The organism is Pseudomonas sp. ACM7, from assembly GCF_004136015.1.
Taxonomy (GTDB): domain Bacteria; phylum Pseudomonadota; class Gammaproteobacteria; order Pseudomonadales; family Pseudomonadaceae; genus Aquipseudomonas; species Aquipseudomonas frigoris.
In genome coordinates, this window is sequence record NZ_CP024866.1 from 5,332,820 (window position 1) to 5,347,881 (window position 15,062).

Consider the following 15,062-nt stretch of genomic DNA (forward strand, 5'->3'; position numbering starts at 1 on the left):
CCTGTCGATCGGGAGTCGGCTGGCTGATTATTGGAGTATCGAAATTCGCAATATGCGCAAAATATTTTCTGGATCAGGCGAGCACGGGCAGGGCGCCCATCTTGCCGTGGCAATACACCAGTGGTCCGGCGTTCTGCTGGGGCACGATCAGGTTTTTCACCGCGCCGACCATGATCGCGTGGTCGCCCCCTTCATATTCGCGCCACAACTCGCATTCGATGACCGCTGTGGCATTGGCCAGAATCGGGTTGCCCAGCTCGCTCAAGGTCCACTCGATGCCTTGCGCCTTGTCCTTGCCTTTGCGCGCGAAGGCATAGGCTTCGCTCTGCTGGCCGCCGGACAGGACGTGAATGGCAAAGCGTTTGTTCTTGATCAGTACCGGATAGGAATCGGAGCTGTAGTTGGGGCAGAACAGCACCAGGGCTGGGTCCATGGACAGCGAGCTGAAGGCGCTGGCGGTCAGGCCGACGATGTGGCCATCGTCATCCAGCGTGGTGATCACAGTCACCCCGGAAGGAAACGAACCCATCACTTGTTTGTAGATGGCGGCATCGATCATGGGACGGTCCTCTGGCGGTGTAATGCGGGTTTTTATGTGTTTATAGGTCTGATGGTATACCGTAATACATATTTTGCAAGGGCTTTTTTTTTTGGCCCGATAAACGTACATTTTTGGTTTGTAGCCAATGTTTACGGGGCTTTCAGCCCGTTTAAGCGGGCGCTGATGCCTGAGGATTGCGGCTCAGATGGGCGCTAAAAGACCGGATCAGTCTTGTTAAAAAGATGGAATACCATAATATGACCGGCATCTGAGGGGCAGCCAAAGAGTTCCCCCGGTTTGGCTTCGTACAACTATAAGATCAGACAAACTAGAGTTCATGCACATGTCCCAGATGTCCCGGCAAGACCCCCTGATCGAGAATCACACGGTCGATTACGTCCCGCTCGCGGAACGCCACGGGAAGGCCCGCGACCTTTTCACTTTATGGTTCAGTACCAACATTGCACCGCTGCCCATCGTGACCGGCGCCATGGTGGTTCAAGTGTTCCACCTCGACCTGTTCTGGGGCCTGCTGGCAATTGCGCTCGGGCATATGGTCGGCGGTCTGGTGATTGCCCTCGCGTCGGCTCAAGGGCCGCGCATGGGGATTCCGCAGATGGTGCAGAGCCGCGGCCAGTTCGGCCGTTATGGTGCGCTGCTGATCGTGTTCTTTGCGGCGATCATCTACATCGGCTTTTTCATCTCCAACATCGTGCTGGCGGGCAAGTCGATTGTCGGCATCGCGCCTTCGGTTCCGGTGCCGGCGAGCATCCTCATCGGCGCCCTCAGTGCCACCGCGATCGGGGTGATCGGCTACCGCTTCATTCACACCCTCAATCGCATCGGAACCTGGGTCATGGGCAGTGCCTTGCTTGCCGGTTTCCTTTACATCTTCGCCCATGACCTGCCGGCGGACTTCTTCACTCGCGGCGGTTTCAACCTGTCGGGCTGGCTGGCAACGGTGTCGTTGGGGATCATCTGGCAGATCAGCTTCTCGCCTTATGTGTCGGACTACTCGCGTTACCTGCCGGCGGATATCGGGATTGCCCGTCCGTTTTTTGCCACGTATCTGGGCGCGACCCTGGGCACCATTCTGTCGTTCACTTTCGGCGCGGTGGCGGTGTTGGCCACACCGGAAGGTACTGAGGCGATGGCGGCGGTGAAGCAATCCACTGGCTGGCTGGGGCCGATTCTGATGGTGCTGTTTCTGCTCAACATCATCAGTCACAACGCCTTGAATCTATATGGCGCGGTGCTGTCGATCATCACCTCGATCCAGACCTTCGCCAGTCAGTGGACGCCGAGCATCAAAGTGCGTGTGGTGTTGTCGAGTGTCGTGCTGGCGGGTTGCTGTTTTATCGCATTGGGCGCTTCGGCGGATTTCATCTCGCAGTTCATCGGGTTGATTCTGGCGCTGTTGCTGGTGCTGGTGCCTTGGGCGTCGATCAACCTGATTGATTTCTATCTGATCAAGCGTGGCAACTATGACATTGCCTCGATCTTCCGTGCTGATGGCGGGGTTTACGGGCGGTTCAATCTGCATGCGATTGTTGCGTATTTCATCGGGATTATCGTGCAGCTGCCGTTTGCCAATACGTCGTTGTATGTCGGGCCTTATGCCAATCTGGTGGACGGGGCTGATTTGTCGTGGCTGGTGGGGTTGGTGGTGACTTGTCCGTTGTATTACTGCCTGGCTACGCGTGGGCAGGGGCAAGAGAGCAAGGCAGCGAAACTGGGTTACACACACTAGCGCCCGACTTGAGTTCGCGTCTGGAATGCCCGGCTTCTGCCGGGCTTTTTTTTTTGCGCTAGGGTGTGTGTATATCCGTTTCTTCGGTAACGGCTGCTTAGGGGTCCGCCCTTACGGCGGGTCACTTGGAAAAGCCCCAAGTAACCAAGGGCTCTTGCCCCTTTCGTTCGGTGCCTCGCCTAGGCTCGGCATGCCCTCGCTCCGGTCCTGCTCCGTGGGCCCGCCGCCATCGGCCATCCATGGCCGGGGGCGGCTAACCCGGCATCCATGCCGGGTTGCCCACTGCGCAGAACCTGCGCTCGGCCTCTCGAGGGGGCGTGCACCGCAAACGCCAAAGCGAGGCGGCCTACCGGCCGGCCTGACTTCAAGCGAACGCATTTCCCTGTAGGAGCTGTCGAGCGAAGCGAGGCTGCGATCTTTTGATCTTGCTGTTGCTGTTGCCGTTGCCGTTGCTGTTGCTTTGCTTTGGCTTCAGATCTGCCGCCCCTTTTCCAGAGGCCGAACGCAGGCGTTGCGCAGGGGGCACCTCGGCATGGATGCCGAGGTAACCGCCCCCGGCCATGGATGGCCGATGGCGGCGGGGCCCCGGAGCAATGCCGGAGTGAGGGCATGCCGAGCCTAAGCGAGGCACCGAATGGCGGGGCAAGAGCCCTTGGTTACTTGGGGTTGGGCGGCATTCCGTATTTCCAAGTGACTCGCTGTAAAAGCGAAACCGCCAGCCGCCGTTACCAAAACAATGGATATGCCCCCAACCCAAAAAGCAAAAAAAAAAGGCCGCCGCAACCAGACGTTGCGGCGACCCGAGGGTGACAGATAAATCACGGCCCACTGGCATGGGCCGGCGCCAAATCAATGAGCCCCAGCAGCCTTGTTCAAATCACTCTCAGCCCATTCGGTATAAACGCAAGCATCCGCAGTAGCCCAGCGCACGCGCACCGGATCGCCAGTCTTCAGCGGCATGCCGGCAGCGGAGAGCGCCTTGACAGTCATCGAGGTGCCGCCCGAAGTCATGACCGTGCAGGTCTGGCTTTCACCCAGGAACAGCACTTCACCGACAATCGCCGAGACTTCATTCCAACCTGCCGCCAGCGGTTCCCGAGCCGCTTGCTCAACGCTCAATGCCAAGGCTTTTTCCGGACGAACCATCAGCAGCACATCCTGATTGGTTTGCAATCCTGCGGTCAGTCGAATCGACAATGATTGCCCTTCAAACGTAGCGACCGCATTGCCCTGAGCCTTGAGTTTGAGGAAGTTCGAGTTACCAAGGAACGAAGCCACAAACGCATTCGGCGGATTCTGGTACAGGTCGTAGCCGCTGCCCAAACCGACAATTTTGCCGTGGCTGAAGATCGCGATGCGCTGGGACAGACGCATGGCTTCTTCCTGGTCGTGGGTCACGTAAACAATGGTGATGCCCAGGCGCCGATGCAGCTGGCGCAGTTCATCCTGCAAGTCTTCGCGCAGTTTCTTGTCCAGCGCACCGAGCGGTTCGTCCATCAGCAGGATGCGTGGTTCATAAACCAGCGCCCGAGCAATCGCCACACGTTGCTGTTGGCCGCCGGACAGTTGCGAAGGGCGGCGATGGGCGAACTGTTCCAGTTGCACCAGCTTAAGCATCGCATCGACCCGGCGCTCGCGTTCGGCGCTGGCCAGTTTGCGAATGGCCAGCGGGAACGCGATGTTGTCGCGTACCGACAGGTGCGGGAACAGCGAATAACGCTGGAACACCATGCCGATGTCGCGCTTGTGCGGCGGTACGTTGACCAGCGACTGGCCATTGACCAGGATCTCGCCGCTGCTCGGGGTTTCGAAGCCGGCGAGCATCGACAGCGTTGTACTTTTACCAGAGCCGCTGGAGCCGAGGAACGTGAGGAATTCACCGTCCTTGATGTCCAGCGAGATGTCGTCCACGGCGGCAAAATCGCCGTAGTACTTGTTCAGGTTGCGCAGGCTTACTAACGGTTGGTCGCTTTGTTGGGCTTTGATCACTGCACTCATGTCGTACTCCTGGCGCTCAGGCGCTGATTGGATTGCGCCGGCGAAGGGCGGCGGCGATCACCATGACCAGTACCGAGAGGCCGATCAGCAGCGTCGAGGCGACGGCGATCACGGGCGTCAGGTCCTGGCGCAGGGTGGTCCACATTTTCACGGGAAGGGTTTGCAGGGTCGGGCTGGCCATCATCACGCTCAACACCACTTCATCCCAGGAAACCAGAAACGCAAACAGCGCGCCGGCCACCATGCCCGGACGAATCGCCGGAAAGGTCACCTTGAACACCGCTTGCAGGCGTGAGGCGCCGCAGATCACCGCGGCATCCTCGATCGACTGATCGAACAGCTTCAGCGAGTTGATGATCGAGATGATGGTGAACGGCAACGCAACAATCACGTGGCTGACCACGAAGGCGAACATCGTCCCGGTGTAGCCCAGTTTCAGGAACAGTGCGTACACCGCCACCGCGATGATCACCAGCGGCACGATCATCGGCAGGGTAAACAGACCGTAGAGCAATTCGCGGCCCGGGAAGCGCCCGCGCACCAGTGCAAAAGCGGTCGGCAGGCCCAGCGCCACGGCGAAGACCGTGGTCAGTACCGCGACTTTGAGGCTGGCCACGGCCGCGTTCATCCAGTCGGCGTTGGAGAAGAACTGGCCGTACCATTTCAGCGTCCAGCCCGGCGGCGGGAACACCAGCCACTGGGAGGAGCCGAAGGACAGCAGCACGATGAACACGATCGGCAACAGCAAAAACAGCGCGATCAAACCCGTCGTGAAGTACAGGCCGAAGCGCATGCGCCGGCTCATGGCATTGGGGGTCAGGAGCATGACGGCTTACCTCGCGTTGCTGGCGCCAACCGGGGATTCCGGCTGAAGCTTCAGGTAGAAGTAGAACAACACCAGCGTAATGACGATCAGCAACGCGGCACCGGCGCTGGCCAGGCCCCAGTTGAGGAACGACTGCACCTGCTGAATGATGAACTCGGGCAGCATCATGTTCTGCGCACCACCCAGCAGCGCCGGGGTGACGTAGTACCCCAGCGACATCACGAACACCATCAGGCCACCGGAGAACAACCCCGGCCGGCACAGCGGCAGGAACACCCGGAAGAAGTTGGTCCAGGGGCTCGCGCCGCAGATCGAGCCGGCCTGCAGGATCATCGGGTCGATGGCCTGCATGGTCGCCTGCAGCGGCAGCACGATGAACGGGATCATGATGTAGCTCATGCCGATCACCACGCCGGTGAGGTTATGCACCATTTCCAGCGGTTGATCGATGATGCCCATCGCCATCAGCGCCTTGTTGATCACCCCGGAGGCTTGCAGCAACACCAGCCAGGAATAGGTCCGGGCGAGGAGGCTGGTCCACATCGACAGCAACACGATGTTGAGGATCCAACGACCCCAGCCCCGGGGCACCAGGGTGATGGCCCAGGCCAATGGAAAGCCGAGCAGCAGGCTGAACAGGGTCACGAGTCCGGCCACCGAGAAGGTGTTGAGCAAGACCCGTGCATACGCCGAGTTGGCAAACAACTGCTCGTAGTTGCCCAGCCCCGGTACCGGCTCCAGCACGCCACGCAGCAGCAGCCCGATCAGCGGCGCCAGAAAAAACAGGCCGAGGAACAGCAGGGCGGGGATCAGGTTGCTTGAACCGCGCCAGCGCTGTGCCATGGAAGGGGATTGGTTCATCGCAGCCGCCTTGCCGAGTGCCGAGCCGGCAGCGCCAGTGGCGCTCCCGATCTGCGTGGGTTGGAGGGACGCGGTTGCCGTCATTTTCATTTGACCAGCCATTCGTTCCACCGTGTCGCGATGGCCGGACCGTTTTTGGCCCAGTACGCGAAATCAAGAGTGATCTGATCCTTAGCGTAGGCAGTCGGCAGGTTAGGGGCCAGCACCGAATCCAGGCGCGCCACGCTGTCAACGTTGACCGGCGCATAGGCGGTCAGGTTGGAGAAGTCAGCTTGTCCTTTGGCGCTGCTGGCATTGGCCAGGAACTTCATGGCCGCGGCCTTGTTTTTTGTCCCTTTGGGCACGACCAGAATGTCGGCCATGACCAGGTTCTGTTTCCAGCTCACGCCCACCGGTGCGCCGTCTTCCTGCAGGGCGTGGATCCGGCCGTTCCAGAACTGCCCCATGCTGGCTTCGCCCGAGGCGAGCAACTGTTGCGACTGCGCACCGCCGCCCCACCAGACGATGTCTTTCTTGATGGTGTCGAGTTTCTTGAAGGCGCGATCCAGGTCCAGCGGGTAGAGCTTGTCGGCGGCTACGCCATCGGCCAGCAGCGCCAGTTCAAGCACGCCCGGGCTTGGCCATTTGTAGAGGGCGCGTTTGCCGGGATAGGTCTTGGTGTCGAACAGCGCGGACCAGTCCTGGGGTTTGCTGGCGCCGAGCTTGCCTTCGTTGTAGCCGAGGACGAAGGAGAAGAAGAACGAACCAACGCCGTGGTCGGAGACAAACCGCGGGTCGATTTTATCGCGCTGGATGACTGAGAAATCGAGGGGTTCGAGCAAGCCTTCGGCGGCGGCGCGCAGGGCGAAGTCCGCTTCGACGTCGACCACGTCCCACTGCACATTGCCGCTTTCGACCATGGCTTTGAGTTTGCCGTAGTCGGTCGGTCCATCCTGGACCACGGTGATGCCGCTGGCTTTGCTGAACGGATCGGCCCAGGCCTGCTTTTGCGCATCCTGGGTGCTACCGCCCCAGCTGACGAAGTTGACGCTTTCGGCCGCCATTGCCACGTGACTGGCCGTGGCCAGTAAACCCGCGAACAGTACTGCGGTTGCACGTTTGTTCAACACCATTTTCACGCCCTCATTTGTTGTGTTTTTGAGCGGGCTTGGTAATGCCCGCCTATCGGGAGCAGTAGGTCCATCTGGTCTCTAAAGGCGACCGTGCCAAGGGCTGTTATTAGTGCTTTCCCTGGCGGGGGCACTTGGCTGAGTCGTTCGGTCTATGGAATATCATATTATGGTATTCCAAACTTTGTGCAAGCACTTTGCCTTACCGGCTATCAGCCAAAAAAGGTTTTTTTTAACGTCAGGCCACGGGTAGTGGCCTTCACGTTTATAGAAAGAAGCCAGGAATCATTCGGTGAAAGGGATACTTTCCACCACTTCCAGGTCGTAACCGGTCAAGCCGGCATATTTCAACGGCGGGCCAAGATGACGCAGCTTGCCCACGCCAAGATCCTGCAGAATCTGCGCCCCGGTACCCACTTCAGAATAGATGCGCGACTGCGAACGGCTGAACTGCCGTGGCGGCTGGGTCAGTTGCGGCACACGCTCCAGCAGCGCCTGTGACGACTCATGATTGGCCAGCACCACCACCACGCCACGACCTTCCTCGGCCACTCGCTGCAACGCCGCCCACAACGTCCAGTTGGACGGACCGCTGTATTCGGCGCCTACCAGATCGCGCAGCGGATCGATCACATGCACGCGCACCAGCGTCGGTTCGTCCCGGTGCAACTTGCCCATGACCATTGCCATGTGGACGCCGCCTTCGATGCGGTCTTCAAAAGTGATCAGCCGGAAAGTGCCATGCACTGTGGGCAGTTCACGTTCACCGATACGCACCACAGTGCTTTCGGTGCTGAGGCGATAGTGGATCAGGTCGGCGATGGTGCCGATCTTGATCCCGTGCTTGCGCGCGAACCCTTCCAGGTCCGGGCGGCGGGCCATGGTGCCGTCATCGTTCATCACTTCGACGATCACCGAGGCCGGGGTGAAGCCTGCCAGGCGTGCCAGGTCGCATCCGGCTTCGGTGTGACCGGCGCGAGTCAGCACGCCGCCTTCCTTGGCGCGTAGCGGGAAAATATGACCGGGTTGCACCAGGTCGGCGGGCCCCGCATTAACGGCGACCGCAGTTGCCACGGTACGCGCCCGGTCGGCGGCGGAGATGCCGGTGGTCACGCCCACGGCGGCCTCGATGGACACGGTGAAAGCGGTGCTGAACACGCTGCCGTTGCTCGGCACCATCTGCTCCAGCCCGAGGCGTTGGCAGTGGTCGTCGGTCAAGGTCAGGCAGATCAGGCCGCGAGCTTCCCGGGCCATGAAGCTGATCGCCTCGGCCGTGCAGCAATCGGCGGCCAGCAGCAGGTCACCTTCGTTTTCCCGATCCTCGTCATCGACCAGGAGCACCATCTTGCCTTGTCGATAGTCTTCGATAATTTCTTCGATGCTGTTGAAGGCCATGCTGGGATTCTCAGTGTTTGATGGAAATATTTTGTGGTATACCATAATACAAAATAAACCGAGAGGTCACTATGAAGGCGTACTGGATTGCTCATGTAGATGTCACCGACCCCGATCAATACAGCCAATACACCCAGCGGGCACCGGCAGCCTTCGCGTTGTATGGCGGGCGGATGTTGGCCCGGGGCGGGCGCAGCGAAGCGCTGGAAGGCGGGCCCACGCCGCAGCGCAACGTGGTGATTGAGTTCGACTCGTACGAACAGGCGCTGGCCTGCTACCAGTCGGAGGAATATCAGCAGGCGAAACGGCACCGCGAGGGCGTGGCTCGGGCTCAGATAATTATTGTCGAGGGCGTGGCGCCCTGAGGGAGTTAGCGAATGAAGTGGATCTTGCCGGTATCGTCGTTGCCGATGTAGATGCCGTAAACCCCGGCTTGGCGTTCCTCGATATAGCGTTCGAGGATCTGCCGGATCGCCGGGTAATAGATGCTGTCCCAAGGGATGTCCTCGGGCGCGAAGAATTTGTAGTCGAGGGTTTCCGGCCCGTACTGGCCGGTGATCTCCAGGGCGATGGCGCGGAAGATGATGTACACCTCGCTGATCTTCGGCACGCTGAAGATCGAGTAGGGCGAGAGAATTTCCGCGCGCACGCCGCTCTCTTCCCAGACTTCGCGCAGCGCTGCCTGTTCGGTGGTCTCGCCGCCTTCCATGAAGCCGGCCGGCAGCGTCCAGGTACCAGGGCGCGGCGGGATGGCGCGCTGACACAGCAAATACTTGCCGTCCTGCTCGATGATGCAGCCGGCAATGATTTTCGGATTGATGTAATGGATGTAGCCGCAACCGTGGCACATCAGGCGCTCGTGCGTATCGCCCGGCGGCAGCTGGTGACCGAGGTCACTGCCGCCGCACTTTGGGCAAAAGCTCGGGCTGAACATCTTTAGCGACCTATGCGCGGTTCTTTAAGCGCGATCGGCAGGGTGATTTTCGGGATCGTGCCCGTTTCTTCCTGCTTGCCCTTAAGGTAATCGAGGGCGACTGTCGCGGCGGCGCGCACGTGATCGACGCAAGCCTGGTGGGCGGCGAGGGGATCGCCACTCTTGATCGCCTCGACCATGCGTTCCATTTCCTGATTGCTCGCGCCGCGACGGTTTTCCTGGGACACCGACGTCGCCCGCAGGTAGCTGATCCGTGCCTGCAACTGACGCAGCTGAGTGGCCGCGACATGGTTGCCGGAGCCTTCGAGCAGTACATCGTAGAAACCCTGAACCGAATCGATGACCTGTTGCAGCTCGCCGTCCTTGAGGGCCTTGCGGTTTTCCTCGAGGGCTTTTTCCAGGGCCTTGATGTCCTTGGCCTTGGCGCGCAGGGTGAACAGCTGGACGATCAGGCCTTCGAGCACGCAACGCAGCTCGTAGATATCACCGGCATCGGAGAGGGTAATGATGGCGACCCGTGGGCCCTTGGCATCGGCGAATTCCACCAGGCCTTCGGATTCCAGGTGACGCAAGGCTTCGCGTACGGACGTGCGGCTGACGCCCAGGCGATCGCACAGATCGCGCTCGACCAGACGGTCTCCCGGCAGGAGCTGGAAGTTCATGATGGCGCTTCGCAGTTTATCCAGCACGATTTCGCGCAGGGTAACGGGGTTGCGATTGACCTTGAAGCTGTCGTCGAGTGGCAGGCGTTTCATGGGGTCCGCTCTGAGTGTGGCTGTCCATGCAAAAAGAGCACTTCGATCGCAAGAATCTCCGTGCTCGGTCAGATCAAACAGCCAAGGGTTAACTGGAGGCCTCGGCATCGGCTTCGGCGAACGCTTCACGGGCGAGCCGGAAACTGTCTACGGCAGCGGGGACACCGCAATAAATACCGACCTGAAGCAGAATTTCGCGTATTTGTTCACGAGTCAGTCCGTTACGCAAGGCGCCACGTACATGCAGCTTGAGTTCGTGAGGCCGATTGAGGGCCGAAATCATGGCCAAGTTTATCATGCTGCGCTCTTTAAGCGACAAACCCTCACGGCCCCAGACGTGGCCCCAGCAGTACTCGGTGACCATTTCCTGCAGTGGCCGGGTGAAGTCGTCGGCGTTTTCGATGGAGCGTTTCACGTAGGCTTCGCCCAGTACCTGGGTGCGGATTTTCAGGCCTTTTTCGTACTGTTCATTGTTCATCATCATCCTCTCACCGCAGATCCCTTGTGGGAGCGGGCTTGCTCGCGAAAGCGGTGTGTCAGTCAACATCAATGTTGAATGTGCGACCGAATTCGCGAGCAAGCCCGCTCCCACAGGGTTTTGAGTAAACCCGTCAGGCCAAAGCGGGCAGGGGACCCAGCTTGCCTTTGTGATAGATCATCGGCGTCACCGGTTGCTCGGGCAGAATCAGGTTCTTCACCGCGCCGACGATGATCGCGTGATCACCGCCGTCGTATTCGCGCCACAGTTCGCACTCGATGATCGCCGTGGCGTTGCCCAGCAGCGGATTGCCCAGCGCGCTCAAGTGCCAGTCGATGCCATTGGCCTTGTCTTTGCCTTTACCGGCAAACGCATAGGCTTCGGCGGTCTGGTCGGCGGACAGCAAGTGAATCGCGAACTGCTTGCTGTCGCGCAGGATCGGGTACGTGTCAGAGGCATAGTTGGGGCAGAACAGCACCAGTGCCGGATCGATCGACAGCGCACTGAAAGCGCTGGCGGTAATGCCGACGATGCCGCCGTCCGGGGCCAGGGTGGTGACCACCGTGACCCCGGATGGGAACGAGCTCATGACGTCTTTGTAAATGCCGGGTTCGATCATTTCGTCAATCTCCTAGCGCATCACAAACGGATCAGGCATTGGCGCCTGGGAGAGGTTGATCCACACCGTTTTCAGCTCGGTGTAGGCCAGTACCGAATCGATACCGCTCTCGCGTCCATAGCCGCTGTTCTTGAAGCCGCCGATCGGCGCCATGGCCGACACGGCGCGGTAGGTGTTGACCCAGATGATCCCGGAGCGCACGTCCCGGGCCAGGCGATGAGCCCTGCCCAAATCGCGAGTCCAGATGCCGGCGGCGAGGCCGAACTGCGAGTCGTTGGCAATCGCCAAAGCTTCGGCTTCATCTTTGAAACGGATGACCGAGGCCACCGGACCAAAGACTTCTTCCTGCATGATCTTCATCGAGTTGCGGTCGCATTCGAACAGGGTCGGCTCGTAGAACCAGCCATCGCCCAGATTCTGCGGACGCTTGCCGCCCAGGCGCAGGCGCGCACCTTCGGCGATGGCATCGGCGACCAGGCCTTCGACCACGGCCAGTTGCTGTGCGGTGGCCATCGGGCCCATTTCGCTGCTGTCTTCCTGCGGGTTACCGATGCGGATGCGTTTGGCGCGTTCGACCAAACGATCGACGAATTCATCGTAGATTTCGTCCTGCACCAACAATCGCGAGCCGGAGACGCAACTCTGGCCGGAGGCCGCGTAGATCCCGGCAATCGCGCCGTTGATCGCACTGTCGAGGTCGGCGTCGGCGAAGATAATGTTCGGCGATTTGCCGCCCAGTTCCAGCGACAGCTTGGCGAAGTTCTCGGCACTGCTGCGCACCACGTGCCGCGCCGTCGCGGCACCACCGGTGAAGGCGATTTTGCGGATCAGCGGATGACGGGTAAGGGCCGCGCCGGTGCTTGGGCCATAGCCGGTGACGACGTTGACCACGCCCGGCGGGATGCCGGCTTCCAGCGCCAGACGCGCCAGTTCGAGAATGGTTGCCGAAGCGTGTTCCGACGGTTTGATCACGATGGTGTTGCCCGCCGCCAGGGCCGGGGCGAGTTTGATCGCGGTCAGATAAAGAGGGCTGTTCCACGGAATGATCGCGGCGACCACGCCCATGGCTTCGTGCACCGTGTAGGCAAACAGGTCCGGCTTGTCGAGGGGCAGGGTGCCGCCTTCGAGTTTGTCGGCCAGGCCCGCGGTGTAGTGGAAGAACTCCGGCAAGTAGCTGACCTGACCACGGGTTTCGCGGATCAGCTTGCCGTTGTCACGGCTTTCCAGCTGCGCCAGGTGTTCCTTGTTTTCAGCGATCAGATCGCCCAGGCGCCGCAGCAGTTTACCGCGGGCGGTGGCGTTCAGACCGCGCCAGGCCGGGCTGTCGAAAGCCGTCTGCGCAGCCTGTACGGCGCGCTCGACGTCGGCTTCGTCGGCATCGGGCAGTTCGGCCCAGGCTTGGGCCAGCGCCGGGTTCAGGCTTTCAAAAGTCTTGCCGGACAGGGCATCGACCCATTCACCGCCGATGCACATCTGGAAGCGTGCGAGTGTCATGCAACGATCCCCTTTATTTGGTTTTGTCGGGAGTGCGCCGTGTCGAGAAACTCCAGCAGCAGCTGGTTGACCAGGCGCGGTGATTCTACGGGCATCATATGCCGCTGCTCGGCGAGCACGGCAACTGTCGCGCCGGGAATGCGTGCGGCCAATTGCTCGGCCATTACCGGTGTGGAACCCGGGTCCAGCTCACCGGTGGCGATCAGAGTCGGCACCTGAATGCTGCCCAGATCGTCAGCGCGGTACATGTCCTGGGTCGCGAACAGCTCATAGGTGGTCAGGTAACCCTGCGGGTCATTGTCTGCCAGGGTTTGGCGCAAGGCCGCAATCTGCGCCGGGTTGGCGGCCTGATATTCGCGGCTGAACCAGCGCGACAGGGCGGCTTCGGCGTTGGCATCCGGTCCGTGCTCGGCCGCTTGAGCGGTGCGGGCGATGACGCCGGCACGCTGTTCGGGGCTGCGATTGAACACGCTGTTGAGCACCACCAGGCCTTGCAGGCGTTGCGGGTAATGCAAGGCAAATGCCCGGGCCACCAGTCCGCCCATGGAAAAGCCGATCACCGTCGCCTGGGGCAATTGCAGGTGATCGAGCAGCTCCAGCAACTGGTCGGCATAGCCGAGCAGGGGAGTGCCGCTTTCCGGGCGCGGGCTGGCGCCATGGCCGAGCATGTCGTAGGCAATTACGCGGTACTTCGTGGCCAGGCCAACGACCTGGCCGCCCCACATTTCTTTGTTCAGGCCCACGCCGTGGATCAAAACCACGGGCTGGCCTTGGCCGGTCGCCAGGTAACTGGTGCCAGCCGGGGTGAGTTCAGCGGTGAGCCGAATCATGGAGCGCTCCTGCATGCCTTTTTGTTGTTGTTACCGACCTTGCTTACTGGGCGTTTTCAGCGGCCAGCTCTTCCAGATCGATGTAACGGTTGCCGATACGTGGGTGCAGGCGGCCGCCATCGGCGCAACCCAGTACCACCACGATTTCGTCGGCACGCGGTGCATCTTCGATTTGCATTTCCAGGGTGATGTAGTGCGAACGCAGGCCTTCGTCGTCCTTGTGCATCATCGGAATCTGGATCGAAGTGCCCGGGCCGCCGCGCTTGTTGGTGAAGCTCAGGTAGCTCTTGGCTTTCACCGCTTCGCGGTAATGGTTGCCGAAGCGCAGGGTGTGGATGACGGCGGAGGCGTGTTCGATTTCACCGTCGGCGCCCACGACAGCAGCCTTGCCGTAAGCCTCGATCTTCTGGGCGCCGCCGATGATGCCGACCAGACGCTCGACCATCAGCGCACCGAGGTCGGAGCAATTGGCGCGAATTTCCGGTTTCAGGTCTTCGACAAAGCCGCGACCCAGCCAAGGGTTTTTCATCACGACGGCCAGCCCGACCATGGTCACTGGCTTATCGGTGGCCTTGCCGCCTTCGATAAAGGTTTCTTCGACATAGCTGACGATCTTGCGGATTTCGAAACTCATGAGCTGCTCCGTATAGGGTGAGAGTGTCTGTGCGTCTGATGGTATACCATAATACCGGCAGCGCAAGTCCCTGAAATGAGTTTCTGGTCGGACGGTGGTGAAAAGGGAAGAAGGAATGGCTGTTGCCAATAAAAAACCAAAAAAACCCGGCTGATAAGGCCGGGTTTTCCATTGAGTATTAATGCCTGCTACCGCGAGATGATCCCGTGATCGATCGCGTATTTGACCAGGGCCGCCGGTTTGTCGATGTTGAGTTTGCGACGGATGCTCAAACGATGGGTTTCTACAGTGCGAACGCTGATGTCCAGTTCGCGGGCCATCTCCTTGTTGTTCAGCCCTTGAGCCATCTTGTACAACACCTGGCTCTCGCGCGGTGTCAGCTCGTTGTCGGTATTTTTATCGGCGATGAGCCGCTGGGCGATCTCGGCACTGTAGAACGTGCCGCCACTGGCGATGGCTTCGATCGCCGCGATGATTTCCCGCGACGGTGAGTTCTTCAGCACATAGCCGCTGGCCCCCGCGCGAACGGACTCACTCACGTATTCATTATTGTCGTACATGCTGAGCACCAGCACCTTGAGCGACGGGTACTGGCTGCGTAACACCCGGGTCAGCTCAAGCCCGTTCATGTCCCGCAGGCTGATGTCGACCAGCAACAGGTCCGGCTGGCAGCGCCCGACCATTTCAATGGCATCCGCGCCACTCTCGGCTTCGCCCACCACTTCCAGGGGGGCCATGACCGCCAGCAGTGCTTTGATCCCGTCGCGGACCAGGGCGTGATCGTCGACCAGGGCGACGCGGATCGGGTAGGGCAGGTTCATCGCGGGTATTCACTCTT

Annotated in this window: 16 protein-coding genes; 2 read left to right on the forward strand and 14 right to left on the reverse strand. The window is 60.3% G+C overall.

Annotation, left to right across the window (positions count from 1 at the left end):
- Window positions 1-73: 73 nt before the first annotated feature.
- Window positions 74-559, reverse strand: a complete 486-nt coding sequence (locus CUN63_RS25460; protein ID WP_129443519.1) for a flavin reductase family protein — start codon at window positions 557-559, stop codon at window positions 74-76.
- A 325-nt stretch (window positions 560-884) separates the two neighbouring features.
- Between CUN63_RS25460 and CUN63_RS25465 the strand changes: the two genes are divergently transcribed.
- A complete protein-coding gene (locus CUN63_RS25465) occupies window positions 885-2,291 on the forward strand; it encodes a cytosine permease (protein ID WP_129443521.1) in 1,407 nt (468 codons plus the stop codon).
- A gap of 849 nt (window positions 2,292-3,140) precedes the next feature.
- Here the strand turns inward: CUN63_RS25465 and CUN63_RS25475 are convergent.
- The 5 genes from CUN63_RS25475 to ribBA form a co-directional block, all read right to left on the reverse strand.
- The gene (locus tag CUN63_RS25475) at window positions 3,141-4,289 is read right to left on the reverse strand and encodes an ABC transporter ATP-binding protein (protein ID WP_129443523.1); all 1,149 of its coding nucleotides are present in this window, start codon (window positions 4,287-4,289) and stop codon (window positions 3,141-3,143) included.
- A gap of 16 nt (window positions 4,290-4,305) precedes the next feature.
- Window positions 4,306-5,115, reverse strand: a complete 810-nt coding sequence (locus CUN63_RS25480; RefSeq protein WP_129443525.1) for an ABC transporter permease — start codon at window positions 5,113-5,115, stop codon at window positions 4,306-4,308.
- A gap of 6 nt (window positions 5,116-5,121) precedes the next feature.
- Window positions 5,122-6,066, reverse strand: coding sequence for an ABC transporter permease (locus tag CUN63_RS25485; protein ID WP_165353330.1), 945 nt, complete (start codon window positions 6,064-6,066; stop codon window positions 5,122-5,124).
- A complete protein-coding gene (locus CUN63_RS25490; RefSeq protein WP_129443529.1) occupies window positions 6,063-7,088 on the reverse strand; it encodes an ABC transporter substrate-binding protein in 1,026 nt (341 codons plus the stop codon). Before CUN63_RS25490 ends, CUN63_RS25485 begins: the two co-directional genes overlap by 4 nt.
- A 282-nt stretch (window positions 7,089-7,370) precedes the next feature.
- A complete protein-coding gene (gene ribBA, locus CUN63_RS25495) occupies window positions 7,371-8,480 on the reverse strand; it encodes a bifunctional 3,4-dihydroxy-2-butanone-4-phosphate synthase/GTP cyclohydrolase II (protein WP_129443531.1) in 1,110 nt (369 codons plus the stop codon).
- Between the two features lie 71 nt (window positions 8,481-8,551).
- On the opposite strand from ribBA, the gene CUN63_RS25500 reads away from it, so the two are divergent.
- The gene (locus tag CUN63_RS25500) at window positions 8,552-8,845 is read left to right on the forward strand and encodes a DUF1330 domain-containing protein (RefSeq protein WP_129443533.1); all 294 of its coding nucleotides are present in this window, start codon (window positions 8,552-8,554) and stop codon (window positions 8,843-8,845) included.
- Window positions 8,846-8,850: 5 nt separating this feature from the next.
- On the opposite strand, the gene CUN63_RS25505 is transcribed toward CUN63_RS25500, so the two are convergent.
- From CUN63_RS25505 to CUN63_RS25540, 8 genes are all read right to left on the reverse strand, one after another.
- Window positions 8,851-9,414 carry an NUDIX hydrolase gene (locus CUN63_RS25505; RefSeq protein WP_129443535.1) on the reverse strand — a complete coding sequence of 188 codons (564 nt, stop codon included), beginning with the start codon at window positions 9,412-9,414 and terminating at the stop codon, window positions 8,851-8,853.
- 2 nt (window positions 9,415-9,416) lie between these two features.
- The gene (locus tag CUN63_RS25510) at window positions 9,417-10,169 is read right to left on the reverse strand and encodes a GntR family transcriptional regulator (protein ID WP_129443537.1); all 753 of its coding nucleotides are present in this window, start codon (window positions 10,167-10,169) and stop codon (window positions 9,417-9,419) included.
- 88 nt (window positions 10,170-10,257) lie between these two features.
- Window positions 10,258-10,647 (reverse strand): carboxymuconolactone decarboxylase family protein, encoded by a 390-nt coding sequence (locus CUN63_RS25515; RefSeq protein WP_129443539.1) that lies wholly within the window; start codon window positions 10,645-10,647, stop codon window positions 10,258-10,260.
- 133 nt (window positions 10,648-10,780) lie between these two features.
- Window positions 10,781-11,266: a flavin reductase family protein gene (locus tag CUN63_RS25520; protein WP_129443541.1), complete on the reverse strand. Its 486-nt coding sequence runs from the start codon at window positions 11,264-11,266 to the stop codon at window positions 10,781-10,783.
- A 12-nt stretch (window positions 11,267-11,278) separates the two neighbouring features.
- Entirely contained in the window at window positions 11,279-12,760 is a 1,482-nt protein-coding gene (locus CUN63_RS25525; protein ID WP_129443543.1) for an aldehyde dehydrogenase, read from the reverse strand.
- Window positions 12,757-13,590, reverse strand: a complete 834-nt coding sequence (locus CUN63_RS25530) for an alpha/beta fold hydrolase (protein ID WP_129443545.1) — start codon at window positions 13,588-13,590, stop codon at window positions 12,757-12,759. The genes CUN63_RS25525 and CUN63_RS25530 overlap by 4 nt, the downstream gene beginning before the upstream one ends.
- A gap of 43 nt (window positions 13,591-13,633) precedes the next feature.
- Window positions 13,634-14,224 carry an amino acid synthesis family protein gene (locus tag CUN63_RS25535; protein WP_042728218.1) on the reverse strand — a complete coding sequence of 197 codons (591 nt, stop codon included), beginning with the start codon at window positions 14,222-14,224 and terminating at the stop codon, window positions 13,634-13,636.
- A gap of 188 nt (window positions 14,225-14,412) precedes the next feature.
- On the reverse strand, window positions 14,413-15,045 hold the full coding sequence (locus tag CUN63_RS25540; RefSeq protein ID WP_033057767.1) for a response regulator transcription factor: 633 nt from the start codon (window positions 15,043-15,045) through the stop codon (window positions 14,413-14,415).
- Between the last annotated feature and the right edge of the window lie 17 nt (window positions 15,046-15,062).

Bases quoted from the DNA above. Each gene is read 5' to 3' on its own strand.
- CUN63_RS25500 (WP_129443533.1), top strand. From the start codon at position 8,552: ATGAAGGCGTACTGGATTGCTCATGTAGATGTCACCGACCCCGATCAA.
- CUN63_RS25535 (WP_042728218.1), bottom strand. From the start codon at position 14,224: ATGAGTTTCGAAATCCGCAAGATCGTCAGCTATGTCGAAGAAACCTTT.
- CUN63_RS25465 (WP_129443521.1), top strand. From the start codon at position 885: ATGTCCCAGATGTCCCGGCAAGACCCCCTGATCGAGAATCACACGGTC.
- CUN63_RS25480 (WP_129443525.1), bottom strand. From the start codon at position 5,115: ATGCTCCTGACCCCCAATGCCATGAGCCGGCGCATGCGCTTCGGCCTG.
- ribBA (WP_129443531.1), bottom strand. From the start codon at position 8,480: ATGGCCTTCAACAGCATCGAAGAAATTATCGAAGACTATCGACAAGGC.
- CUN63_RS25475 (WP_129443523.1), bottom strand. From the start codon at position 4,289: ATGAGTGCAGTGATCAAAGCCCAACAAAGCGACCAACCGTTAGTAAGC.
- CUN63_RS25530 (WP_129443545.1), bottom strand. From the start codon at position 13,590: ATGATTCGGCTCACCGCTGAACTCACCCCGGCTGGCACCAGTTACCTG.
- CUN63_RS25490 (WP_129443529.1), bottom strand. From the start codon at position 7,088: ATGGTGTTGAACAAACGTGCAACCGCAGTACTGTTCGCGGGTTTACTG.
- CUN63_RS25505 (WP_129443535.1), bottom strand. From the start codon at position 9,414: ATGTTCAGCCCGAGCTTTTGCCCAAAGTGCGGCGGCAGTGACCTCGGT.
- CUN63_RS25520 (WP_129443541.1), bottom strand. From the start codon at position 11,266: ATGATCGAACCCGGCATTTACAAAGACGTCATGAGCTCGTTCCCATCC.
- CUN63_RS25525 (WP_129443543.1), bottom strand. From the start codon at position 12,760: ATGACACTCGCACGCTTCCAGATGTGCATCGGCGGTGAATGGGTCGAT.
- CUN63_RS25510 (WP_129443537.1), bottom strand. From the start codon at position 10,169: ATGAAACGCCTGCCACTCGACGACAGCTTCAAGGTCAATCGCAACCCC.
- CUN63_RS25485 (WP_165353330.1), bottom strand. From the start codon at position 6,066: ATGAAAATGACGGCAACCGCGTCCCTCCAACCCACGCAGATCGGGAGC.
- CUN63_RS25460 (WP_129443519.1), bottom strand. From the start codon at position 559: ATGATCGATGCCGCCATCTACAAACAAGTGATGGGTTCGTTTCCTTCC.
- CUN63_RS25515 (WP_129443539.1), bottom strand. From the start codon at position 10,647: ATGAACAATGAACAGTACGAAAAAGGCCTGAAAATCCGCACCCAGGTA.
- CUN63_RS25540 (WP_033057767.1), bottom strand. From the start codon at position 15,045: ATGAACCTGCCCTACCCGATCCGCGTCGCCCTGGTCGACGATCACGCC.